The sequence below is a fragment of the Paenibacillus bouchesdurhonensis genome, from assembly GCF_900155685.1.
Taxonomy (GTDB): Bacteria; Bacillota; Bacilli; order Paenibacillales; family Paenibacillaceae; genus Fontibacillus; species Fontibacillus bouchesdurhonensis.
In genome coordinates this window covers 495,517-517,364 of sequence record NZ_LT732548.1, presented here as the reverse complement: position 1 = coordinate 517,364, position 21,848 = coordinate 495,517, and the positions used below count along the sequence as shown (strand labels likewise).

Annotated in this window: 26 protein-coding genes; 5 read left to right on the top strand and 21 right to left on the bottom strand. The window is 47.5% G+C overall.

The features are described 5' to 3' along the window. Window positions 1-4 precede the first annotated feature (4 nt). The 7 genes from ssb to CZ379_RS06495 form a co-directional block, all read right to left on the bottom strand. On the bottom strand, window positions 5-415 hold the full coding sequence (ssb, locus tag CZ379_RS06525) for a single-stranded DNA-binding protein (RefSeq protein ID WP_110929737.1): 411 nt from the start codon (window positions 413-415) through the stop codon (window positions 5-7). Between the two features lie 11 nt (window positions 416-426). Next, on the bottom strand, window positions 427-1,227 hold the full coding sequence (locus tag CZ379_RS06520) for a PD-(D/E)XK nuclease-like domain-containing protein (RefSeq protein ID WP_110929738.1): 801 nt from the start codon (window positions 1,225-1,227) through the stop codon (window positions 427-429). Continuing rightward, window positions 1,193-2,095: a hypothetical protein gene (locus tag CZ379_RS06515; protein ID WP_110929739.1), complete on the bottom strand. Its 903-nt coding sequence runs from the start codon at window positions 2,093-2,095 to the stop codon at window positions 1,193-1,195. Before CZ379_RS06515 ends, CZ379_RS06520 begins: the two co-directional genes overlap by 35 nt. A 60-nt stretch (window positions 2,096-2,155) precedes the next feature. Then, entirely contained in the window at window positions 2,156-2,524 is a 369-nt protein-coding gene (locus CZ379_RS06510; protein WP_110930921.1) for a hypothetical protein, read from the bottom strand. A 418-nt stretch (window positions 2,525-2,942) separates the two neighbouring features. Next, window positions 2,943-3,797 carry a DUF7666 domain-containing protein gene (locus CZ379_RS06500; protein ID WP_110930919.1) on the bottom strand — a complete coding sequence of 285 codons (855 nt, stop codon included), beginning with the start codon at window positions 3,795-3,797 and terminating at the stop codon, window positions 2,943-2,945. Between the two features lie 22 nt (window positions 3,798-3,819). Next, window positions 3,820-3,984: a hypothetical protein gene (locus tag CZ379_RS25980; protein ID WP_199925497.1), complete on the bottom strand. Its 165-nt coding sequence runs from the start codon at window positions 3,982-3,984 to the stop codon at window positions 3,820-3,822. Window positions 3,985-3,997: 13 nt separating this feature from the next. Next, window positions 3,998-4,741, bottom strand: coding sequence for a Rha family transcriptional regulator (locus CZ379_RS06495; protein WP_110930918.1), 744 nt, complete (start codon window positions 4,739-4,741; stop codon window positions 3,998-4,000). Window positions 4,742-4,812: 71 nt separating this feature from the next. Between CZ379_RS06495 and CZ379_RS06490 the strand changes: the two genes are divergently transcribed. Next, complete coding sequence (locus CZ379_RS06490) at window positions 4,813-5,037, top strand: hypothetical protein (protein WP_199925496.1); 225 nt, start codon at window positions 4,813-4,815, stop codon at window positions 5,035-5,037. Here the strand turns inward: CZ379_RS06490 and CZ379_RS06485 are convergent. Genes CZ379_RS06485 through CZ379_RS06470 form a run of 5 tightly spaced genes read right to left on the bottom strand, consistent with a single transcriptional unit; the run spans window position 5,009 to window position 6,754 of the window. Beyond that, window positions 5,009-5,380, bottom strand: a complete 372-nt coding sequence (locus CZ379_RS06485; RefSeq protein ID WP_110930916.1) for a hypothetical protein — start codon at window positions 5,378-5,380, stop codon at window positions 5,009-5,011. The two genes, CZ379_RS06490 and CZ379_RS06485, sit on opposite strands and share 29 nt — an antisense overlap. 4 nt (window positions 5,381-5,384) lie before the next feature. Beyond that, the gene (locus CZ379_RS06480) at window positions 5,385-5,567 is read right to left on the bottom strand and encodes a hypothetical protein (protein ID WP_110930915.1); all 183 of its coding nucleotides are present in this window, start codon (window positions 5,565-5,567) and stop codon (window positions 5,385-5,387) included. Between the two features lie 13 nt (window positions 5,568-5,580). Beyond that, window positions 5,581-6,339 carry a phage antirepressor gene (locus CZ379_RS06475; protein ID WP_110930914.1) on the bottom strand — a complete coding sequence of 253 codons (759 nt, stop codon included), beginning with the start codon at window positions 6,337-6,339 and terminating at the stop codon, window positions 5,581-5,583. Between the two features lie 15 nt (window positions 6,340-6,354). After that, the gene (locus tag CZ379_RS25975; RefSeq protein WP_199925495.1) at window positions 6,355-6,507 is read right to left on the bottom strand and encodes a hypothetical protein; all 153 of its coding nucleotides are present in this window, start codon (window positions 6,505-6,507) and stop codon (window positions 6,355-6,357) included. Window positions 6,508-6,517: 10 nt separating this feature from the next. Then, window positions 6,518-6,754: a helix-turn-helix domain-containing protein gene (locus tag CZ379_RS06470; protein ID WP_110930913.1), complete on the bottom strand. Its 237-nt coding sequence runs from the start codon at window positions 6,752-6,754 to the stop codon at window positions 6,518-6,520. A 164-nt stretch (window positions 6,755-6,918) separates the two neighbouring features. On the opposite strand from CZ379_RS06470, the gene CZ379_RS06465 reads away from it, so the two are divergent. Then, entirely contained in the window at window positions 6,919-7,572 is a 654-nt protein-coding gene (locus tag CZ379_RS06465) for a LexA family protein (protein ID WP_110930912.1), read from the top strand. Between the two features lie 15 nt (window positions 7,573-7,587). Continuing rightward, window positions 7,588-9,054 (top strand): recombinase family protein, encoded by a 1,467-nt coding sequence (locus CZ379_RS06460; RefSeq protein WP_110930911.1) that lies wholly within the window; start codon window positions 7,588-7,590, stop codon window positions 9,052-9,054. A gap of 175 nt (window positions 9,055-9,229) precedes the next feature. On the opposite strand, the gene CZ379_RS06455 is transcribed toward CZ379_RS06460, so the two are convergent. The 7 genes from CZ379_RS06455 to mobA all read right to left on the bottom strand — a co-directional run bounded on the left by CZ379_RS06455 (window position 9,230) and on the right by mobA (window position 16,950). Further along, entirely contained in the window at window positions 9,230-10,057 is an 828-nt protein-coding gene (locus CZ379_RS06455; RefSeq protein ID WP_110930910.1) for an energy-coupling factor transporter transmembrane component T family protein, read from the bottom strand. Beyond that, a complete protein-coding gene (locus CZ379_RS06450; RefSeq protein WP_110930909.1) occupies window positions 10,050-11,795 on the bottom strand; it encodes an energy-coupling factor transporter ATPase in 1,746 nt (581 codons plus the stop codon). The genes CZ379_RS06455 and CZ379_RS06450 overlap by 8 nt, the downstream gene beginning before the upstream one ends. Before the next feature lie 14 nt (window positions 11,796-11,809). Next, a complete protein-coding gene (locus CZ379_RS06445) occupies window positions 11,810-12,370 on the bottom strand; it encodes an ECF-type riboflavin transporter substrate-binding protein (protein ID WP_110930908.1) in 561 nt (186 codons plus the stop codon). Between the two features lie 162 nt (window positions 12,371-12,532). After that, window positions 12,533-13,561 carry a type 2 isopentenyl-diphosphate Delta-isomerase gene (gene fni / locus CZ379_RS06440; RefSeq protein ID WP_110930907.1) on the bottom strand — a complete coding sequence of 343 codons (1,029 nt, stop codon included), beginning with the start codon at window positions 13,559-13,561 and terminating at the stop codon, window positions 12,533-12,535. Between the two features lie 55 nt (window positions 13,562-13,616). After that, a complete protein-coding gene (gene cls / locus CZ379_RS06435; RefSeq protein ID WP_110930906.1) occupies window positions 13,617-15,125 on the bottom strand; it encodes a cardiolipin synthase in 1,509 nt (502 codons plus the stop codon). 227 nt (window positions 15,126-15,352) lie between these two features. Continuing rightward, the gene (locus CZ379_RS06430; RefSeq protein ID WP_110930905.1) at window positions 15,353-16,048 is read right to left on the bottom strand and encodes a TorD/DmsD family molecular chaperone; all 696 of its coding nucleotides are present in this window, start codon (window positions 16,046-16,048) and stop codon (window positions 15,353-15,355) included. A 263-nt stretch (window positions 16,049-16,311) separates the two neighbouring features. Further along, window positions 16,312-16,950, bottom strand: a complete 639-nt coding sequence (gene mobA, locus CZ379_RS06425) for a molybdenum cofactor guanylyltransferase (RefSeq protein WP_110930904.1) — start codon at window positions 16,948-16,950, stop codon at window positions 16,312-16,314. A 149-nt stretch (window positions 16,951-17,099) separates the two neighbouring features. On the opposite strand from mobA, the gene CZ379_RS06420 reads away from it, so the two are divergent. Together CZ379_RS06420 and CZ379_RS06415 are read left to right on the top strand one after the other, a co-directional pair. Further along, a complete protein-coding gene (locus CZ379_RS06420) occupies window positions 17,100-18,317 on the top strand; it encodes an MFS transporter (protein ID WP_199925494.1) in 1,218 nt (405 codons plus the stop codon). A 218-nt stretch (window positions 18,318-18,535) separates the two neighbouring features. Beyond that, window positions 18,536-19,513, top strand: coding sequence for a LacI family DNA-binding transcriptional regulator (locus tag CZ379_RS06415; RefSeq protein WP_110930902.1), 978 nt, complete (start codon window positions 18,536-18,538; stop codon window positions 19,511-19,513). A gap of 110 nt (window positions 19,514-19,623) precedes the next feature. Here CZ379_RS06415 and CZ379_RS06410 read toward each other — a convergent pair whose 3' ends face one another. Then, complete coding sequence (locus tag CZ379_RS06410; protein ID WP_110930901.1) at window positions 19,624-19,839, bottom strand: DUF378 domain-containing protein; 216 nt, start codon at window positions 19,837-19,839, stop codon at window positions 19,624-19,626. A 215-nt stretch (window positions 19,840-20,054) separates the two neighbouring features. Beyond that, window positions 20,055-21,764, bottom strand: coding sequence for a glutamine--tRNA ligase/YqeY domain fusion protein (locus tag CZ379_RS06405; RefSeq protein ID WP_407668605.1), 1,710 nt, complete (start codon window positions 21,762-21,764; stop codon window positions 20,055-20,057). Window positions 21,765-21,848 lie beyond the last annotated feature (84 nt).

The window sequence follows — 21,848 nt, the reverse complement described above, 5'->3', positions numbered from 1 at the left end:
TCTCCTAGAAAGGCATATCATCCGGTATATCGATCGGTTTACCATCGTCTGCGAATGGATCCCGTTCACTTTGCCCGCCACTTCGTTTGTCGTCCCGGTTCGATTCCAGGAAACGCACGTTATCAGCAATGACCTCTGTCACGTATACGCGCTTACCCTCGCTATTCTCGTAATTCCGTACCTGAATGCGTCCTTCAACAGCTGTGAGGCGACCCTTACGCAAGTAATTCGCGCACGTCTCAGCCAGTTGTCTCCAAGTTACGACCGGAATAAAATCCGCTTCTCGCTCTCCGCCCTGCGATGTGAACGGTCTGTCCACGGCAATCGTGAACTGAGTAACAGCCACACCAGAAGGGGTATATCTCAATTCAGGATCTCGGGTTAACCTCCCGATAAGGATCACTCTATTAAGCAATGGAATTCCTCCTATTGATTGATAAGTTCCGTGTAATGCACGATTTTGTTCAATGTCTTTGTCTCACGACAGTAACGGCAATTTTCGCAGCGGTCGGGCTCAATTCGTCCGGATTTAACCTCTATCAAACGAGGCATGTTCATTTCTATCAAATCCAGTTCCCGTTGAATGTCATAACCATTAATAGAGATTACAGCCTTGTCTGGTGGGTCTTCCTTTGAAACAGCTACTATAATGGGTTCTATCCATCCGTCACGCCCTTGTACACGCCGTTCAATCTCTGCGTAGAGTGCCATTTGGGTTACATAGCCACTAGCCTCCACAAACGTCACATAGCCGTTATTGGGATCCCAGGTTTCTTTTTGTATTTCTCGTACTGTCTTAATGTCCGAAAACCTATTACGATCCGGTGCGTAGTTGTCCATTTTCACTTTCCACTTTGCCCCCGCAAATTCAGCCGTTAAAATAACTTCCTTTTGGCCTTGAAGGACAAACATGCATAGTGGGTCGTTTTCAATAGTTCGTATAAGTTCATCTGCTCTCTGAAATTCCTTTTTCAAATTCCCCTTATTAGCACCTTTAGAAGCTATGATTTCAGGATTTTCAGATTTGAATTGCTCGAATACTTCTTTACTTTCAAAGTACGCATGGACATAAGAACCGACTAGCAAAGCTTCCGAAGGTGGTTCGGCCCACCCTCGCAACTTCGCCATGCCCCGCGCTTCGCATTCAAGGAACTCTTTGTATTGGCTGTTTGACCAGTAATGTTGATTCGCCTCAGTCGAGTGGTAATTCTGATTGTTTAGGATCATCCTTACCACCGCCCTTTTTAACTTTCTCAGCAGCTTCGGCCTGAGCCTTTATAAATTCTTCTTCTGTATTCGTAGCAACATGAACTTTGCCGAAGTTGAAATAATCCTCTCGTTTAGCCATGTTGTCCGTTAGAGACTTCCATACGCCGCCCAGTCGCAAATAGTCGTTTTCGGTGAACGAATCCTGACTGCATCCCAAAAACTCCTCAACCATTTCCTTAGTGACTCCGTATTTCTCTTGAAATTTAAGGAGCGCATTTCTTACGCGATCTGCTAATGGCTCGTCGTAACCATTGATGAGAGTTTGTTTGCACTGCTCCATAGCTGCATCGACAATATCGCCAGGGATAACTCCAAGGATGCAAGCACGGACACGCCGCGCCCCCATGTTGGCAGTTAGCTCATAAACGTCACGAGGATCGTCTAATTTATCAATGCGCCCCTTGGCCTTCCGTTCATGCTTTACATTGAATATCATTGAACGCCGTGTATTCGTTTCAATATCCCAGGCGTAGGCTTCCATCTTCGAAACTCCGTTAACTTGCTCAAGTTCAATCACGCCATACTCCATGTTGCCCCAATTCTGCGCTAGAACTTCGGCTAAGCGGATGGAAGGCCCCGAAACTCTACTTCCACCCTTTGGATACTCATATGCCGCTTCCTCCGCAAGCTTCTTCCGCTGACAAGCTTGCATAATTCGGTTAAAAGATAATTGCTGATCTCTCGGAAATTGTTTAGCAGAAAATAGAGCTGCCTTTACCTGTTCACTTTGCCTTGTTGCCACCATTTCATGAGCCACAGAACGGGCTTCTGGTGCCGATGGTAAATAGTCGTTATAATTAATCGGGGAATGATCATCAAAACTCATAGCTTTACAACCTCCTAATTTTTGTGTTATTGTGTCCGTAACAATTTATTTGAAAGTGTCTTAGTGATCACGGCGGCAACCGTGGTCATTCTTCGTTTCTAGCACCTGTTCCACTGTCTCCAAGTTGGCTATAACACTATCCAAGGTGCCATGGGTTATAAATTCTCCCATTGCGCACAAGGCGTGTCCCACCGACTGGCAATGGATATCTTCTTGGAGCTGCTTTAGATCGGTTAGCGCCTTTGTTAGATGCTGCATTCTCTTCCTCCAATCTCCGTAACACACGGTCATAATCGCCTCTGTGTGCGTGGTTCTGAAACTCGAATTTGGATGCTTCCCGTCTACATACCGACCACCTACCAGCGCCAGCGCATACCGTGACGCAAAATCATCCTTCGCCGCGATCCTGACTTTTAGTTGCAAGTTCATCCAACCTCCTAACATATACAAATTCGTTGCAATCAATAGCTTCTAACATGTGCTCCAAACAGTGCGGCTGCTTAATGTCTTTGTAGACTTCATACAAGGCTTCTCTCTCACACCCGGCGCACTGGATCATACCTAAAGTCCTCCGGTGGAAACGCATCGTTAAGTAAATCTCGCAAGGCTATGATGTCAAATACGCTGTGTACCTTGATAGACGGAGCGGTGTGTCCCGGTGGATAAATCATCAAGTTGCCCCGGGGCCTGTCCGCTACGATCAACTCACGGCCTTTTAAGCGGATTGAAAATAGATTGACGTTGCTCATGCCCTCACTTCCTTTTGTATGGTGTTTTGTTTGTATCAATTGCATTGCTGATTGCTGCGAGTTTCTTTTCTAACGGAAGGATCGACCATTCTTTTCCATTAATCTTCATTTGACTCAACCTCCACAAACTCACCGTTTTTAAGCATGTACCATGTATCCGGCTTGATTCTCTCACCATCGACATGAGCGCTTTGCACATCTGTAATGTGATATCCTTCGTCACCCTCTTCCCACTCTGCCAGGACGATCCAGCATCCCATAGCGCCTTTAGCCTTGCTTTCGTAACCAATTGCCATCGCTACAGACTCTTTTCCCTCTACACTTGCTGCGCTACGGTTGCCTGTGTTGGTTGCTGCGCTCTGGTTGCCTGTGTTGGTTGCTGCGCTACGGTTGCCTGTGTTGGTTGCTGCGCTACAGTCGCCTGTGTTGGTTGCTGCGCTACAGTCGCCTGTGTTGGTTGCTGCGCTCTGGTTGCCTGTGTTGGTTGCTGCGCTACGGTTGCCTGTGTTGGTTGCTGCGCTACGGTTGCCTGTGTTGGTTGCTGCGCTCTGGTTGCCTGTGTTGGTTGCTGCGCTACAGTCGCCTGTGTTGGTTGCTGCGCTACGGTTGCCTGTGTTGGACTCTTTCGCATTGTCCCAATCTACTTTTGATTTGATATAATCGACGCCAGCCTTTATAAGTCCGGGAAGCCCAATCTCTGCTTTAATGTGTAAACGTGTCGCCGCTACTTTGCTATCGTCACCGTCACGGGATAACTGACCATCGCCCTCAACCTCGGCGTATCTACTATCAGCAGGTGGGTAATAACCAAATACATCTAGTGGATTCTCGCAAAAGTGAAGCCCTTCACTACAAGCGACCGCTTCCGGTTCTTCGAATGTTTTGCCTACCTCATATTGCATATCGCGACATTTCAAATCTTTGTCGAAACCTTTCCATCCTTTAACTGTCATTTGATATTCCTCCTAATTTGATTTAGATTTGTTTTTCTAGCTCGTCCAACACTGCAAGCAGTTCATCTTTCCCGGTGTGGTAGCGCCGTGAGCGGTCTATGAAGTCTTGCATTAGCTCCGGGGTGACCTTACGATCTAGTAAGTTTTGAAAAGTGACTCTTAAAATTTCCGCTGCATCTGGTCTCATGGCCTATACCTCCCTAGCTAATTTTCTTCACTGTTGCCAGCATGCCGACCAAGATTTCGTTAAACTTGTCCAACACACCCATGCGAACCATAACGTCAATTCCGTTCACTTTGCCCTTTAACGTAGACAGGCTGTAATGCTTCCCTGTGCGTTCGAAGTATTCATGATTGATTCTGTCGCGTTCATTCTCGACTCGTGCTTTTACGTCGATCCCAAAACGAGCTTTCATAACGTCATGGATTTTGTTGTAAACTTCGTTATGCCCTGTCCTTGTCCATCTGGCGTACTCATTTACTCGCTGCACCACTTTTGTATGATCCGGTGTAGCGGTTAAGCCATTAGTTAATGTGTCAACCTGTGTTTTGATTTGCTTTATCTGTTGTTCTTGTTGGATAAGGATTTGAAGCTGCGGGCTTAAGCCTGTAAGACTAACCGCTTGGGCTTCTTCCATTTCGTTAAATCGCTTAACATACTTGGCGGTGAACAGAATCCCCTTTTCTCCGGTGTACTTATTCGCCAGAAACTCACATCCCATTTTAGTAAGCTCATAACACTTGTTAGATCGACCGCTTGCATCTGTATAACTGGATTCGATGAAATATTCACTCACCATAATTTTATGGTCAGTCATTGTAGGGATGATCCCCTTGATTGTTTTGGTACCTTCTAACTTTTCAAGAACCTGATAGTGTTTAATCTCCATCATTTCAGCTACTTCCAAGCTGCTAATCGTGGTTTTGTTTTGTAATTGATTCACATAATCATTCCTTTCCGTATAGGATTTGTGCGCTCCCTGTCGAATATTGGAAATAGAAGGGAGGTGTAATGTTGAATATTAATGACATTGATAAAATCGCAGCAGAGTTAAATCTTCAAGCCTTGAAAACTATTCACGAAGATTTACAAAGTGCTGTTGCAGAAATTAACGAACTAGATGAAGGTTTCAATAGTAAACTCGGTACTCTCCTTGGTTCATTGTCAGTATCACTTCTGGAACAAAACCAGAAATTCACGATCGAGTTAATCAAGAGATTGCATTCGTCCGAGCAGTAGCTTTTGAAATAGCCTCTTCAAGTTGCTTTGCAATTTCATCCCTACAGACATCAGCCGAAAAGACTGGAGCTATCGTTACTGCGGTAGCTTCCTTTTCCATTTCCTCCCGCACAATCTCCCTTACACGATCCTCTGTTAATTGGTTCATTTCATTCACCCCCACTAAGTAAACAACTCCTTGCCCCGCTTTCATCTCTTCAAGTACAGAAGGCTCAAACAACACTGCTACTTCTCCTTTGGCCTTCTGTTTTTCGTATAATTCAGGATCGTTGGTTATGATCAAGCTTTTAAGGTTGACCTTGCCATAGTCCACAGCCCACGTTCCTTTTTTAGGTTGGCTCACTTCCTCACTCCTTCCTATTAAGTTCTTGTTCAAAGCTTTCCAACTGCTCTATGGACTTCTCATACCGTTTATTGAGCTTGTACTTGTCGATTGCCGTCCAAGCGTTTACCGCGATTACAAGAGTAAAGGCGATGAGTATAGCTATTTCAATTCTGCTAATCCGTTTGGATCGTGGGTCTTGGTTCATGGGCTACTCCTTTCTAAGCAATCATTTCTTTTCTCAGGCGATCCGTTACATAAACTTGGCCTTTAACTGTTACGTAAGGTGTGCGCCATGTAAACGGCTCTCCGCTAGGCTTCTGCTTTACCCCGGTGACAACCTCAAACAGTCCTTGCTCAACTGCCCGCTGTGTCGGTTCCGTGGATTTCTGACTAATCAAACCCCACTCCCGTAACTTTTCAAAGAGTCTGTTTTGACCGATTGTAATACCATGACTACTAAGCGAGTGCGCCAAGTCTCTAACCTTTATTGAGTCGCTAGACTGTAGGCAAATTTCTGCAAATGCTACGAGTGGTTTCTGCTTCTCATTCTCTTCCCTAGCTGCTTTTAACTGTGTAGCCAGGTCGATGATTGTGTCTGGATTGAGTAGTACCTCTTCGATCTTGGATGGTGTGAGGTAAGCGCCGTGTTGCCGTATCGTTGGAATCACTTCGTCAAATAGCCATTTCTCAAATTGTTCTGCCTTTGCTTTGATTTCGGGATTTCGTGATTGATCTGCTGCTTTAACAATTAGGCGGTATACGTCTCCTTCGGGGATGATCTTAGTTGCTTGTTCCCCGCCATTAGTAAGGATGCGGTAACCTACCGCCACCTTGCAGTGTGACGACACAGCCTCATGTGGTCTCGCATAATGAAGCGCTCTGGCAATATCATTTCCAACAAAATACGGTTTGCTATTTAATTCAATTGCTCTAATTTCTCCGAACAGTGGATGGTTAAATATTTGCGTTTGGTTCATTTTGGTTACTCCTTTCTATACAACCTTGTGCAACTTACCTGTTTCCAAGTAAGCCGAAACTTCTTTGCATCGATTGGTGATCGTGGAGAACTTGCGAGGGTCATCGCCAACTACGTTCCCTCTGTTGTCAATGACGATGTTCTTTACAATTCGTAGAGTTTTCCCCATTTTTTGCACCTCACGATACTTTTGTTTTTCTAGCAAATCCGTTAATATCGGATTCCTTGCCGCAAAAAATCATTTCTTCGGGAACACCATACAACCTAGCCAGAGTTACAAACAATCTTCTTGGAATGTTTGTAGAGTCTTTCTCATACTTAGCTATGGTTTTCGATGTTTTACCCACGATTTCAGCCACATACTCTAGGGTGTAACCTTTATTAACCCTCGCTGCTCTGAGTGTGATTTGGAACATGATTTCACCTCTTTTTCGTTTGTTATGATCATAATAATCCGTTAATATCGGATTGTCAATACGTTTTTAACGTAATTTTCTACTTGAAATCAAAGTGAAATTAGTTTATAACGGATATATACATACTTTAGTTAGAAAAGTTGATATTTGGGAGGAAAAATAAAGTGGCGAGAAAAAAATATACTGAGGTTGAAAAAGAATTAATTAAAGGTATTGCATTGAATTTAAGATCAGTTTTAAAGAGGAAAGGCATGAGCCAAAAAGAATTGGCAGAAGGAACTGGTCTATCCACAAGCGTTATATCAGATTATATAAATGAAAAAACACTAGCGACACCCGGAAGTATCCAGAGAATGGCAGACTTTCTAATGGTTAGTAAGGCGGAGATTGATCCAACATTTAAATCAAGCGATCAAACAGAGAAAGCTATGATCCCTTTAGTTGGGACGATATGTGCTGGTGATGGTTTGCTTGCCGAACAAAACATTATTGAATATGTTTTATATCCTTTACTAGGTAAATCGCAACCTGATTTCGCCCTTAAAGTAAAGGGAGATAGTATGGTTGGCGCTGGCATCGATGACGGGGATATAGTTTATATTAAGAAAACTAACTGGGCTGATTTCAACGGGCAGATTGTAGTCGCGGCCATCAATGACCAAGAGGACGGAATGCTAAAAAGAATAAAGTGGACAGAAGGTTCCCCGACTATGAAGTTGATTCCAGAAAACAGCGATTATGAAACACGCGAGTTACTCCCAAGTGAATTCGCAATTTATGGTGTCTACATGGGACATTTCAAACCATTCTACAAATAGAGGTGACATTTTAAAATGAGGGTATTGGGTTATCCAAGAGTGAGTACAGAGGAACAGGCGGAAAAAGGAAATTCACTGACCGAACAAATGGAAAGGATGACTGCTTACTGCAAAGCTATGGGTTGGGATGAACCCATTTTTTTCATTGAGGATGGATATAGCGCAAAAAATTTAAATCGTCCAGAAATAACAAGAATGTTAGACTATGTTAAAAAGAATGCCGAGGGAGGTATCGTTCTCACTACAAAACTAGATAGGTTGTCAAGGAAACTGTTTGACATACTGTCTCTTAATGAATATTTCAATAAACATAATTACAACTTCGTATCTGCCACAGAAGGATTTGATACATCTACCCCAGCCGGCAGATTAGTATTGCAGATGCTTGGTATGGTGGCGGAATTCGAACGTGAACGTACTTCAGAACGTGTGCGTGATAACATGTTGTCAATAGCTAGAAATATAAAGAATAATAAGAAGATTATAACGAGGCCGTGTTTTGGCTATGATGTTAAGCATGGTGAAATGGTGTTTAACATAGAGGAATCATTATTGATAAAGAAAGCCGCGGCAGACTTGATATCCGGAATTCCATCAAGGAGAATAATACAAAATTGGAATATGGTCGAAGGTGTAAAAACAAAAGATGGAAACGAATGGAGCGACAAAACATTTAGAGAATTGTTCCAAAGAGAAACACTAGTTGGAGATTTTGTTTACAACAAAACATATAAGGAAGGCACGAAGGTAATAACAAGGCCAGAAGAGGAATGGATAAGGATAGAAGACAATCATCCAGCTATACTAGACAGAGACACATTCGAAAGGCTACAGGCTTTGTTTCAAAGTAGAAAAACAGTGGGTAAACACATGAGCAATGATCGTTACCTTTTATCTGGTCTAGTCGTTTGCGGGCATTGCGGAAATAAAATGAATGGCAAAATGAATAGAAGTTATTCCAAAAGAAATCAGAAAGAAAATATACACTATCAATATTTATGTGACGGATACCTTAAAAAAAGTAATTGTTATCATCATTATGTAAAAAGGGATATGCTAGAGACTTTGATAGTGAATGAAATAATATCTCTATCCGAATCAGCGCCCGGAAAACTGAAAATTCTTATTTCGGAAACAAAAGAGAAAACACTGGATATAAATATAATAAAATCGAAACTTGCTAAGTTGGACAAAAAAATGCAGAAACAAATAGACGCATACAATGATGATCTAATAACTGCACATGACCTAAAAATTGCAACTGAAAGAGTCCAGGGAGAGCGAAGAGAACTGGAGTGCATGCTTGAAGTTCCGAATAACGGGCAAGAAAAGAAGGAAGAAAGAGTTATCCACAAGGCGAAGAAAGAAAAGAAATATATAACTTCTGAGGATAGATTGGTGGTTAAGCAATCCATAAGAAAACTGATTGATAAGATAGAGATAATGAACGGGGAGGAAGTTGTCGTTACTTGGCTTGGTTGATTTATCTCTCACGAGAACGTCGGCAAACCTACGATCCCTGCTTTTAAAGCCATATGAATGACAACTCCTCATTATAGTAATTGCTCAGCTTCTTATCTTCTTCAATCATAGTACATATACCCCGGCCATATTTCAAGGACAACCCTGTGGAATATCCTGCTTTGCTCTTACATATTCAAAACGGATACCAGAATCCGCGGAATATTTGCAGCTTTAGAAATACCGCCAGACCGAGCAGCAGCACACACAACAGAATCGCCAGTTTATCGGCGATAGTCATCACGGTGCACATATACCAGGAGCGCGTGCGGCCTGTGCCGAACCCTCTCAAATCCATCGCATCCGATATCGACTCGATATGCTGAAGGGAGGATTGCAGCAGGGGCACGACAATCAAAGAAAGATTTTTCACCCGCCTCCGCAAGCTTCCATCCCCCCGCGAAATACCCAGCCCGCGCATCTGCATCGCATTCAGAATTGTCCGGAACTCCTGCGTCAAATCGGGAATGTAGCGGAATGCAATACTCACGGCATAGGCCATTTTATACGGTACGCCCAGCTTGTTAAGACTCGCAGCAAAACGGCTCGGGTGCGTCGTAAATATAAATAATAGCGTGATGGGCAGCAGGGTCAAATATTTTAGCGATAACGTCAGCACATAGAACAGTGTTTCCTGGTTGATCGTATTATAGCCGATCGGTATGAGCGCTGTATCGCTGCCTGTCAGAGTCGTCCCGAACCGCGGGGTCAGAAGCAGAATAAACACGCTGTTCAGCACCGTAAACACCGTCAATATCCAAAAGAGAAACGACATCCGCTTCAGCGGTATCCCAGTCGTTAGCAGCATGACGATTCCTGCTGTCAGCATCACGGCAAAAATTCGCAAATCAAGGAATAGAAACGTGACAACCGTCCAGCTCAGCAGCAGGATCAGTTTGACCGCCCCGTCCATCCGGTGAAAAAACGAATTCCCCTCCACATACAAGCTTCCCGTTCTACTCATGAGGGTGCTGCACCCCCTTTTTTACCGTAAGAAAAGCCTGTACTAAACGGGCTGGCTCAGGTAAGCCGCAGGCTTTGGCAAACCGGGACAAGCTGTCTTCCCGCAGCCGTGCCCTGCCCGTCACCTCATCATTCGACAGTACGGCAGCAACCCTATCAGCGGCAATGACTTCCCCATCGGCCAGAACAACTGCACGATCCGCATATTCCAGAGCCAAATGCATGTCATGGGTGATGAACAAAAAAGCCGTCCCCCGAGCCGCGAGCTGTTCAATAAAGCCCATGAACTCAGTGTAGTGGCGGAAATCCTGCCCTGCCGTCGGTTCATCCAAAATAATGAGAGCCGGATCCAGTACAAGTACGGAGGCGATGCACAGGCGCTTCTTCTGTCCGAAGCTAAGTGCAGACACAGGCCAGTTCCGGTACGGATACAGCCCACATACGCGCAGCGCCTCGCTGATTCGCTCCTCTCGTTCCTCCGCTGCTACGCCGCGAGCGACGAGGCCAAGCCCTACTTCATCGCGGATCATATGCTGCGTAATCATCTGGTGTGGATTTTGCAATACATAGCCGATGCGCTCGCCCCGGCGGCGGATTGACCAGGCATTTATATTCTCGCCCCGCAAAGTGATTTCGCCCGAACGGGGCTTCATTAGTCCGGTAATCAGGCCGGACAACGTGGATTTTCCTGCCCCATTATTGCCAAGCAAAGCTACCGTTTCGCCTTCATTGATATGAAAAGAAACGTCCCGGACGACATTCCGTCCCCCGGAATAAGCATATGTAACATCCCTCACTTCCAGCAGCGGATCGGTCTGCACGCTGTCCCGCAAGGGGCTTGACGGGATGGAACTAATCCATTCCTCCAAATTTATACATAGCTCCTCAAGCTCGGCTGGCTTCATTATACTTGCGTCCGAGCTCTTCGGATGAGCCAGAGCCAAATGACTCCATTCAGCCGCGGAAGCTCCGGCATAAGCTAGCGCCTCCAGAAAGAGCGGCTGGCGAAGTCCATGCCTCGGCAATATGCCGTCAGCTAGCATTCTCTCCGGACTGTCTACGGCTACGATCTCCCCGCCGTCCATGACGACGATCCGATCCACCGGCTGCTCCAGCACATCTTCCACTCGATGCTCAATAATTATTACCGTTTTGCCGCTGCGATGATGGATATCATCGATCAGCGCCATGGCACGCACTCCGCTGACCGGGTCTAAATTCGCCAACGGCTCATCGAACAACAGAATATCCGCCTGGGTCGTCAGAACTCCGGCAAGCGATACACTTTGCTTCTGGCCGCCTGACAAATCATGCGGCCCCTGCGACTCATAAGCCAGCATGCCTACCATATCCAGCGAAGAAATAACCTTGGCTTGCATTTCAGACTGCGGTATCGCCTCATTCTCCATTTGGAAAGCGACATCTTCTCCTACCGTCTGACCTACGAACTGGGCATCCGGATTTTGCAGGATCGTTCCTACGGAGCGGCTCCGTTCAAAAATCCCAAGCGAAGCCGCGGGCTGCCCGTTTAGATATAACTCCCCTGAAATCTCCCCCCTGTAGGAAAAGGGAATTAGCCCATTGATGCAATGGGCTAATGTTGACTTGCCGGAGCCGCTTGGCCCGGCGATCCATATTTTCTCGCCATGAAGGATGTCGAGATTGATGTTGATCAAAGTCGGCTTCGACTGCTTCTTATAACGAAAACTAAAGTTCCGAAATGAAATCACAGGCTGCATAAAGACATAAGCTCCTAACTGTCTACACTCAGGTTCGTATCATTCCGATTGCGTTTTGCATAAGCCCATACGGCCGGAATGCCCAGAATGAAAAAGACGGCTGTATTCGCAAGCCCTGCGACGATCGCTTGAACGACGACCTTGTCGCCAGGCTCGCCCATGACATAAATATCAAACAAATACGAGAAAGCCAAGGCTGCAAATATTCCGATGATGCCATAAACGATAAATTGTATGATATGCACCTTCCGAATCTCTCCGTCCTGCGGATTAAAGCCTTTGGCTAAATAGATCAGTCCCATGAAGGCGGCGGTAATTCCTGAGCCGAGCGCCCACCCCCACCAAACGGTGCCATTCGTAATAAAATCATTGATGACATGGCCGAGGAAGCCGGCAAAAAATCCTACGATCGGGCCGAATAGCGCCCCGAAGATCGCCAGCAGCGCAATCGAAGGCCGCAGCTGCGTGTTCATGCCGATCGAAATGCCGATCCAGCTCGTCGCTCCGTACAGCGCTGCACCGATGCCGATCGTTACGACCGTGCGAGTACTCCATTTCCAAATCGATGGTTTCATTTCAAAATCCCCCCTAGTTTGTGTTCCTGGGCTCATTACCGTTCCAAGCATCGTCTCCTGGTGTCGTACCGGTAAATCAGCTTCTAGTTCCAATATAAGGGGGAAAACCCAGAAACGCAATGGAAATCTGTGTAAACGTATCGGAATTAATCGAAATATCGTTTATTCCCGGCGCACCAGCCGCGCCGTACCCTTCAGCGCCGCAATATTGCCAGCGCCGATCCCGAACATAGCGGTGCGGAGCTCCAGCTCGACGCGCTCCAATTGCGCATCGAGCGCCTCCACCGATTGCACCGCTGGTTCCAGCAGCGCCCGGCCGAACCCGGCCAGATCCGCGCCAAGCGCCAGCGCTTTGGCCGCGTCTACACCGGTGTTCAGGCCCCCGCTGCCGATCAGAGCGACGTCCGGCACCGCCGTCCGTACTTCGCGGATGCATTCGGCGGTAGGAATGCCCCAATCCGCAAATGCATCCGCTGCGCTGCGCCGCACCGAATCAGCGCTGCGGAATTTCTCCACTTGGCTCCAGGACGTTCCGCCAGCGCCTGCCACATCAATGAATGCGGCACCCGCGTCACATAACCGCTTCGAGGTCGCGCCGTCGATCCCCCAGCCGACTTCCTTCACCCCAACGGGAACCTGCAGCTTCTTGCACAGCTCCTCAATCCGAGCCAGCACACCATGAAATGCAGTATTGCCCTCGGGCTGAAATATTTCCTGCAGCCCATTGAGATGCAGCACCAGCATATCCGCCCCGGCAATGTCTACCGCTCGCATACATTGCTCTACCCCGAAGCCGTAATTCAGCTGAACGGCACCCAAGTTGGCGATAACGGGAATTGTGGGCGCCTTGCTGCGCACAGCAAACGTGGCCGCCAGCTCCTCCCGTTCGACCGCCGCCCGGACAGAGCCTACGCCCAATGCCCAGCCGCGCTGCTCCGCAACTTCAGCAAGGCGCTCATTGATCACTCCAGCGAGCTCGCTTCCGCCAGTCATCGAGCTGATCAAGAACGGTGTCCGGACAGCAGCTCCCAAGAAAGCTGTCTTCAAGCTGATTTCATCGAAGTTCAATTCAGGAAGCGCATTATGCCGAAAAGCATATTTCTGAAACCCGGTCAGGACGCCTTCTGCGCCTACCTGCTCCTCCAGACAAATGCGAATATGCTCACTTTTGCGTCCGGATGTATTTCCCATATTGCCCCTCCTTATTATCGTCGATCTCGGGTCTACCGAAAGAGCCCAGAACAAGCTACAACAATGGAGAGAATAGCCGTGCCGCAGACTCCATAAACCTTACGAACAGCTTCTTCTCCATAAACTCCTTGTACTCGATTTGCTTCGTAAACAATAAATCCCGCTCAAAATCTTTAACCATTTGCGCAATGCTGTCGCTCCGCACGAGCAGAGCATTTACCTCAAAATTCAAGTGAAAGCTGCGCATGTCCATATTGGCCGTACCCACCGTGGCGATTTCTCCATCGACAATAAGCAGCTTGGAATGGAGGAAGCCTTTTTCGTATTCGAAAATTTTCACCCCAGCTTCCAGCAGCTCCGGAAAATAAGAATGCGAAGCCAAGAACGGAAGCCATTTATCCGGCTTGGCCGGAAATAGAATCCGTACGTCCAGCCCGGATAAGCCCGCTATTTTGAGCGCCGTAAATATATCATCATCAGGAATGAAATACGGTGTCGCCAGCCAGATCGATTTTTTGGCTGAAGACATCATCGAGAAGAAGATGTTTTTCAACGTACGACTTTCATTATCAGGGCCGCTAGGCACAATTTGCACCGCACCGCCGCACCCGGTTTCCAGCTCGGGAGACAGATAAGGCAGAGACATGATTGTCTCCCCGGTAACATACTTCCAGTCCTGTAGAAAAATAATTTGCAGCGAACGAACCGCCTCGCCTTTGACGAGCATGTGCGTGTCCCGCCAGAAGCCATACGTTTTGCTGCGGCTTAAATATTCATCTCCTACATTCAAGCCGCCGATGAACCCCGTCCTCCCATCGATCACGACGATCTTTCGGTGGTTCCGATAGTTTACACGGCTGGATAAGGCTAGAAATCGGACTTGTCCATAAATGCCGACCTTAACCCCGGCCTCCTCCAGCTCGCGGATGAAAGACTTCGGCAGCCCGATGCTGCCGACCGCATCGAACATAAACCTGACCTCAACCCCGGCCCTGGCCTTCTCCATCAGGGTCTTTTGGATTTCCCGCCCGATGTCGTCGGCCCGGTAAATATAGTACTCCATATGTATGTGATGCTCAGCCTTCTTCAGTTCCCTTAAGAGCGAAGAAAAGGTCTCCTCGCCGTTCGTCAGCACTTTTGTCCGAGTAGCCATCGAAAAGGGCGTCCGCGCCAATCGCTGGGACAGCTGAAGCAGCCGCTGCTCCTCGGGCGTGAACTGCGATAAATCTCTAGGCAGCATATAAGCATTATTATCGATGCGCTCGTAGCTCTTGCGATCCTCTTCCGCTTTTTTATCGAAGTTCCGGCGTTTAAAGTAGTTTTGGCCAAACAGGAAATAAAAAACAAGGCCAACAACCGGAAGCAGACCCAGCACCAGAATCCATGCCACGGTACTCGAGGGGTTTCGATTCTCCATAAATATCGCAAAACCAATCGTAATGACAGTCAAGGTCTGAAAAATACTGACCAGGGTACCTCCGAATTTGCCGAAGACGCCGAATCCAAAATAATAAAAAGCAATAAGTATGGCGGCGATAATTAAAATTTGTAATCCACGTCTCATGGTTGTACTCCTTTACACAGTATGCTGCAGTAGTTCTATTCTACATGATCCCTAACTTTCTTCCTAATAAAATGTTAAATACTCCTCCTATATATTATAACGTATCCGTGAATATCAAACAGGGACGATCTGCCGGGCGGCATACATGCAGCACCTTGGCGGATCGTCCCTTTCTTTTTTCCTAAAATGATATATACTTTGTACGCAGATGAGCTTACTAATCAAAGCTAGCTTGTTTCCGCTCTCCACTTGCGAAGCTGCTCCAGGTCATAGGCCAGGAACTCTCTCAGCAGCTCAGCTAATCCGCTATACAGCGGACTCTTCGTTGCCCGGATCAGCTCCTCCGCGAACCGCGGCGCCCATTTTACCAAGTGAATTTCGAGGAAGCGTATTTGGGTATCAGCCAGTTCCAAACAGCTGTGCCGCATATGGCTTGAATTTGCCCTGCTGCGCATCCCTTCTGCCATTACCGCCATAAACTCCAGCTCCATGGCGATATGATCGTCGCTCTCACCATACAATTTATTAAAAACTACACCGCTATCCGCATACATGCTGCGGATATGAGAGAGACAAGCAAAGGCATCGGCTCCGTCCCTTTTAGCCCGGAACTTCCCCTCACATGGAATGAGCGCAGCCTGATTTCCCATAAAGAGCCGTTTATACTCCTCCGCCTCCTGATAGCACACACTACGAAAATGCTGTTCGGGTATGCTCTCCAAATAACTTCTCAGTCGTTTGCCGCCTCTGCTGTTAGGAATTCTGTGGGTGAGCTCGGCGCGTTGCCGCCATTGAGCAATTAAAGACATACGCGGCGGGCGGCTCAGAAAATCCATCAGCAGTTCATATACCCAGCCTCGACGCTCCAGCCAAATGATTTGTTCCGGCGATGCTTGAACAGGTTCTTTGAACAACATCGTCATATTGGTCATCTCCCTGCGAAGAAATATAAGACAAGTATAGGCTCGTATGTGAATGTTTATGCCTCGCTTTTTTGAAAAAAAGATGATTCCCTGTTAGCTCGGAAATCATCCAAGTGACATATACCGACACATGATTAAGGGGGTCATGTATCGCTAATTTCATTATACTCCACAAATGAAAACGCTTTATATGATATATTTTACATTTTGGTTAACTCTGCGACTGGCATAAAAAGAGGCGCCCACAAGTTTAAGTTCCCTCTTTATTTGTTATTTTGTTCAAAATGAGACTGCGCGGCTTGATAATCCTCCGGCCGGTTCATATTAAAGACAAGCTGCTCTGGGGGCAAGCCCGAGGCACGGCTCAGCTCTTCCCCGGTTACATAATTGGCTGCAAGTCCTGAAGTCCATTGCTGCACCTTCAAGCAGCCCTCGCCCAGCGTCCCCTCAAGGCCGGGCAATACGCTGCGGCGGTACATGGCCAGCAGCGGGTGCAGTTGACCGTTCACGCGGGGAATGACCGCCTCGATTTCCCTCTCGCCTTCCTGAGCTCCCCGGCTCTCCAGCTCCAGAGCCCGCTCCGCCAAATATTGAGCTAAGTATGCGTTCATGAAGGGCATGTCACAGCTCACGACAAGATTCCACCGGTGAGTCGATGCCGCAAGCCCGGCATGCAATCCGGCCAGCGGCCCACACTCTGGATAGATGTCAGGCAGCACTGGAAGGCCCAGCCCGGCATAATCGCCCGATTGTCCACAGGAGATGATGATCTCCTCGGTAACCTTCTGCAGCTCCATGATCAAGCGCTCAATGACAGTCTGCCCTCCCAACGGCAAAACAGCTTTATTCCTTCCCATCCGGCTCGACTTGCCTCCAGCTAGAATAATTGCCGTCCATTCCATCTTATCGTCTCCTTATGTTAAAGAAAGGTTATAATTAGTAATATTCCAGTTAATACGGTAAAAGATGGTTTGTATCCTTTTTCGTCCATGTGTTACATTGAGAACGTATCCATCATTTTATTATAAGCTATCGATTTGGACAGAAGGGAATGGCGCGTTTGCGGAATTATACTGAGAATCCGTCAAATTCTTTACTGCCCTTAGGGCTGCTTAATTTTTTCATTTATGGGACTATGGTTATCTTCGCGGCCTTCTTCCAATTATATTTGTTGGACGTGGGGATGAACAAGCTGGAGATTGGCAGCCTGATGGCGATTGCCCCTTTGGTCTCCTTCTTTGCCCATCCATTCTGGAGATATCTAAGCGACCGCTCTCAGAATATTCGGATTATACTGCTTATTATGCTTACAGGCTTGCTTATAGCTGGACACATGGTGTTCCAAGTCAGTACCTACAATATGCTCTATCTTACGATGATTCTGCTGTACTTCTTCCAGAGCCCCCTGTTATCGCAAAACAACAGCCTTGTATTGGGGTATATTGAAGGAACCCATTTAAAATTCAGCACTTATCGAATATGGGGTTCTTTAGGCTGGACTTTGCTCGCCCTGACCGCAGGCGTAATCATTGACCAGGTTGGCCATAACGGCATTTCTCTGCTGTTCAGCATGACTTTAATGCTGGCGATTGGATCAGCCCTCATGCTTCCGTCCATTCGCAAGACAACGAACACGCCTTGGCTAAAATCGTATGAGATTGCCCGGGTCGTGCAAAACAAGTACTTTATCGCCTTCATTGTGTTTGGGGTCATGGTCTCCATTCCTAATGCCGTTAATACGATATTTATGCCGCTGTTCATGAATGATTTGGGCAGCTCGCGGCTGGAGGTCGGCGGGGCGGTATTCCTGTCCACCCTATTTGAGGCAGGCGCCTTTACTTTGCTGCACCGCTTCCTAAAGCGCAGGATGACCTATCTCATGGCTTGCATCACGATTGTCAGCCTCCTGTTCGCTCTTCGGTGGCAGCTGATGTCGGTGGCTTCTACACCATTGCAAATCATCTTCATCCAGGTACTCCATTCCGTGACATTCGGCGGCTTCTTCTATGTAGGCACGCGGTTGACTGCCCTTCTGCTGCCTCGTCCCTTACGCTCCTCTGGACAAGCTGTCTATGCTTTTGCGCTGAGCGGCCTCGCTTTCATTCTCGCCGGATTCCTCGGCGGGTGGCTGTTCCAGAGCTTCGGGGCAGTCATTATGTACCGGATCGGCGTCGCATTCACTTTATTCGGTGCAGCAGGCTTTGCCGCCATGTGGTACCGTATTTACAAGGCCGGATACTCGCCGATCCCTTTATCCGAAGAACCTTAAGCCTCTGACCTGTCCGGTGCTCGAAGGAGCGCCGGACTTTTCTAAAGCACGACAAAAAAGAAAACAACTCTCTGCCTCGTCACGCCCAGCTACAAGCCGGTTACGCCAAACAGCAAAAGCGTTGTTTTCTGTGGTGCTTCTTTAGTTTAAACTATGAAATGCATTTCAGATCAAATGTTTACCGCAAAAATATTGGATGAAGGGAGGGTTCACCTACAGTGCCAAATATAAAGCAAATCGCCGAAGCTGCCGGCGTGTCTGTCAGCACGGTATCCCGGGTACTGAATGATCATCCTTATGTCCGAGAGGATAAACGCAGAGCCGTTGAAGCTGCCATCGAGCGTTTGCAATATTCACGCAACATGAACGCTGTCAATCTGGTCAAAGGAGCGACGCAAACGATCGGCGTCATTCTCCCTCAAATCAACAATGCCTACTTTAGCAAGGTCGTGGAAGGGATCGGACAGCAGGCATTGCAGGTGAATTACCAGCTGATGCTGTTCCAGACCGGCTATCGGGCTCACGAGGAACGCAAGGCACTTCACATGCTGAGAGATAAAATCGTAGATGGACTCATCGTCGTCTCACGTTCATTATCCTTGAACCAAATCGAAAAATATGCCAAGTACGGCCCCATTACGCTCTGTGAGGAAGTACGCGATCGAGCCTTGTCCTGCGTTTATTTCGATCATTATGCCTCCTTTCAAAAAGCACTCACCTACTTATGGGACAAAGGACACCGCCGTATCGGCTACACGGTCAACCGCAGGAATAGCGCCAGCAGCGCTATCCGGCACAAGGCATACCTCGATACCCTGGCTTCCCTTGAAGGGGAGAGCCGTGAATCCTGGATCTTCGACAACTGCCTTCATCTCGAGGATGGCGCTAAACTGCTGAAGCATATCATGGCTATGGACAACCCGCCAAGCGCTATTCTGATTACGGGAGATCAGGTTGCCGCTGGCCTAATGATTGCCGCTCAAAACCAAGGCGTACACATTCCGGAGGAGTTTGCCATCATCGGCCTGGATAACCAGCCCATCTCCAGGCTGCTTGGCATCACTACGATCGACAACCGACTGAATGAAATCGGCGCAGAGGCCTTCGGCATCGTCTACAAGCATATAACCGAACCCACCGGCAGCACGATCATTCGGGAGCTCGGATTTAAGATCGTTGAACGTTCCAGCGTTTGAAATACTGGAGCTCTCCTTCATTCAGCCCATTTCAGCGCAACGCAAAAAAAGCTGCCGATTTCTTTCATCCATTCACTGGACAGGGGGCAGCTCTTTTTGCCTTGAACCGATTAACGCGCAGTTCTGTTGTCAACCGCTGTTCCGCCAAAAAACTTGATGCAATACAAAGCACAAATTCCGACGATCGTATAAATAATCCGAGCGCCTGCGCTATCTTGCCCGCCGAAGATCGAGGCTACCAAGTCGTATTGGAACAATCCGACCAGCAGCCAGTTAATACCGCCGATAATAAGCAGTGTAAGGGCAATCGTATCTAATGTCTTCACGTGAGCTCCTCCTATCGAGTCAATATAAATTATGGTTTGTTATATTATACTATTTCCTAAAAATACAACTTTTAAAAATAATTTTAAAAATATCCCGCTACAGCCTCACAAACAGCCTACTTCTACAGGTAGAGCCCTGTATTCAATACCATAAAAGTTTACAACACAAAACCCCCGCGTACTTTACGCGGGGGTTCAACAGGTCTATTCAGCGGTTACTTCTTATTCGGCAGTTGGAAGGAGCTTTTCAATGAGACGACAAGGTTGAAGACAGGATGGCCCGGCTTCGAATACTTGGAATCCACGTTAAAATACCCATGGCGGAAAAATTGGAATTTATCCTGTGGCTTCACGTCCTTCAAGCCCGGTTCAACAAAGCCTTGAACCACCTTCAAGGAGTTCGGGTTGAGGTAGTCCATGAAGCTCTTCTCTTCCGCGTCTGCGCCTTCCTCCTCGTCATTCACGTCGCCTTCCACTTGCTCATCAAGTATTAGTGGTTCATACAATCTGAACTCAGCAGGTACCGCTTGCGCCGCATCCACCCAATGGATCGTTCCTTTCACTTTACGGCCGGTAAATCCACTGCCGCTCTTCGTCTCCGGATCGTAGGTGCAGTGAATTTCAATCACATTGCCCTCCTCATCCTTAATCACATCGTTGCATTTGATGAAATAAGCATGCTTCAGGCGAACCTCATTGCCTGGGAACAGCCTGAAGTATTTACTTGGCGGATTCTCCATAAAGTCTTCGCGCTCAATGTAAATTTCCCGGGAGAACGGAATTTGGCGATGCCCCATCTCCGGGTTCTCACTGTTGTTCTCGGCCTCCAGCATTTCACTTTGTCCCTCAGGATAGTTCGTGATCACAACTTTAAGCGGATCCAGTACAGCCATCGTTCTAGGCGCCTTTAGCTTCAGATCTTCACGAATGAAATGATCGAGCATCTTCAGATCAATTTCCCCGTACGCTTTGGATATCCCCGCTTCGAATACGAAGGACTTAATCGCTTCCGGAGTTACGCCCCGGCGGCGCAGACCGGAGATCGTCGGCATCCGCGGGTCGTCCCAACCGTCCACAATGCCTTCATCCACCAGCAGCTTCAGCTTCCGCTTGCTCGTCACTGTCTGTGTCAGGTTCAGGCGCCCAAACTCATATTGGCGCGGAACGCTTGGCATTTCCGTCTCCTCGATAACCCAATCGTAGAATGGACGTTGATCCTCAAATTCCGTCGTACAAAGGGAATGCGTAATGCCCTCTATGGCATCCTCCAGCGGATGGGCGTAAGTATACATCGGGTAAATACACCATTTATCCCCTGTGTTATGATGCGCTGCATGAAGGATACGGTAAATGACCGGATCTCTTAAGTTAATGTTCGGTGAAGCCATATCGATCTTGGCGCGCAGCACCTTCTCGCCGTCCTTGAACTCTCCCGCACGCATCCGGGCGAACAAATCCAAGTTCTCCTCCACAGAACGGTCACGATACGGACTATTCTGCCCCGGCTCAGTCAGCGTCCCGCGGTTCGCACGAATTTCGTCCGGGCTCTGATCATCAACGTAGGCTTTGCCTTTCTTAATAAGCACGATCGCCCGCTCATACATCTCCTCGAAATAATCCGAGGCAAAATGCAGTTCTTCCCAATCAAAGCCCAGCCATTTCACGTCTTCTTTAATCGAATTGACGTACTCCACGTCCTCCTTGACGGGATTCGTATCGTCAAAACGAAGATGGGTGCGGCCCCCAAACTCGTCTGCAATCGTGAAATTGATCCAGATCGCCTTGGCATGCCCGATATGCAAATAACCGTTAGGCTCTGGCGGAAAGCGGGTAACAATTTTCTGCACTTTGCCGCTCTTCAGATCCTCGGTAATAATATTTTTAATAAAGTTAGGTGGGGTACTGTTAATGCTATTATGCTCCACGAATATCAACCTTTCCTTATTTGATGAACCTCATTTAACAAACCACGCTCTAATCCAATTTTTCTTCTTATAAATATACCGATA